Source organism: Streptomyces boncukensis (assembly GCF_011045075.1).
GTDB lineage: Bacteria > Actinomycetota > Actinomycetes > Streptomycetales > Streptomycetaceae > Streptomyces > Streptomyces boncukensis.
In genome coordinates this window covers 1-1,721 of the sequence record NZ_JAAKZZ010000896.1, presented here as the reverse complement: position 1 = coordinate 1,721, position 1,721 = coordinate 1, and the positions used below count along the sequence as shown (strand labels likewise).

The following is a 1,721-nucleotide window of genomic DNA, read 5'->3' as shown; positions in this document are numbered from 1 at the left end:
GGGTGGCGGCGCGGCGGCGCGGCTCGTCGTCGACTGGACGCTGTGCCGGGGGCACGGGCTGTGCGCGGGGATCGTGCCGGAGGTGATGGAGTTGGGGGCCGACGGCTACCCGACGCGCTCGGCGGTCCGGGTACCCGGCCCGGTGCGGCGGCACGCCCAGCGGGCGGTACGCCGCTGCCCGGCCCTCGCCCTCCGCCTGGAGCGGTGAGCTGCGCCGCCTCTGGTGCGGATGCCGCGCGCACAGCGCACCCCGCCACGCACGGCCCGGGCAGGTCGGGACTGCCCCTTGTCGCCGCGTCGCAGTCTGCGGGTGCTCTGTGGCCGGTCGCGCAGTTCCCCGCGCCCCCTTCGGGGCGCAGGCAACCACCGTGACAGCCGCAGTCCGCCGCTATCGGGCGCTGTCGGCCGCCTGCGTGGGCGGCGGCACCTCGGTGTCCTGGCGCCGCCCACGGCCCTGGGGCTCCCCGCGCCGGGCCCGCAGCAGCCGCCGGACCCGCCGCGCGGCCGGCTCCGTCCAGCGGGCGGTGAGCGGCCCGATCACGACCAGGATCAGCACATACGCGGTGGCCAGCGGTCCGATCCGGGGGTGGATGCCGGAGGCGAGCCCGGCGATGACGATGGAGAACTCGCCCCGCGCGACGAGTGCGCCGCCCGCCCGCAGCCGTCCGGGTGCCCCGACTCCCGCGCGGCGCGCGGCATACCAGCCGGTGGCGATCTTGCTCAGCGAGGTGACGGCGGCCAGCACCAGTGCGGGGAGCAGCACCGGCGGGATCTCGGAGGGCACGGTGCTGAGCCCGAAGAAGACGAAGAAGACGGCGGCGAACAGGTCGCGCAGCGGGCTGAGCAGGCTGCGCGCGTTCTCGGCGGTTTCGCCGGACAGCGCGATGCCGACCAGGAACGCGCCCACGGCCGCGGACACCTGCAGCTTCTGCGCGATGCCCGCTATCAGCAGGGTGAGCCCGAGCACGACCAGCAGCAGCATCTCCGGCGTATCGGAGCTGACGGCCCGGCTGATGACGCGTCCGTAGCGCAGTGCCGCGAGCAGGACGAGGCCGACCGTGCTGAGGGCGACGAGCATCGCGATGCTCGTCCCGGCGACCCCGAGTCCGGCCACCAGGGCGGTGAGCAGCGGGAGGTAGACCGCCATGGACAGGTCCTCGATGACGAGGACGCCGAGGACGACGGGTGTCTCGCGGTTGCCGAGCCTGCCGAGGTCGGTCAGCACCTTGGCGATCACGCCGGAGGAGGAGATCCAGGTGACTCCGGCGAGTGCGACGGCGGCCACCGGGCCCCAGCCGAGCAGCAGGGCGGCGAGCGCGCCGGGGACGGCGTTCAGGGCGAAGTCGACGATGCCGGACGGGTACTGCGTCCTGAGGCTGGTGACCAGCTCGGAGGCGCTGTACTCCAGGCCGAGCAGCAGCAGGAGCAGGATGACGCCGATCTCGGCGCCGACCTCGATGAACCCTTCGCTGGCCGTGAGCGGGAAGACGCCGCCGTGCCCGAAGGCCAGGCCGCCCAGCAGATAGAGGGGGATCGGGGACAGGCCGATGCGGCCGGCGAACCGGCCGACCAGACCGAGTCCGAGGATGACGGTCCCGAGCTCGATCAACAGGGCGGTGGATTCGTGCACGTAGGGCCCTTCATATACGGTTGGCGGCGGCCTGCGTCCGTGCCCGCGCCGCGGCGCGGGCGTGACGGACCGGGCAAGGGTGACGCGGGGG

General features: G+C 74.4%; 2 protein-coding genes. One reads left to right on the top strand and one right to left on the bottom strand.

All coding sequences use genetic code 11. The features are described from left to right. Positions 1–208, top strand: a 208-nt coding sequence (locus G5C65_RS36790) for a ferredoxin (RefSeq protein WP_165303381.1), incomplete at its 5' end; no start/stop codon positions are given. Between the two features lie 180 nt (positions 209–388). On the opposite strand, the gene G5C65_RS36785 is transcribed toward G5C65_RS36790, so the two are convergent. After that, positions 389–1,630 (bottom strand): cation:proton antiporter domain-containing protein, encoded by a 1,242-nt coding sequence (locus tag G5C65_RS36785; protein WP_165303380.1) that lies wholly within the window; start codon positions 1,628–1,630, stop codon positions 389–391. Between the last annotated feature and the right edge of the window lie 91 nt (positions 1,631–1,721).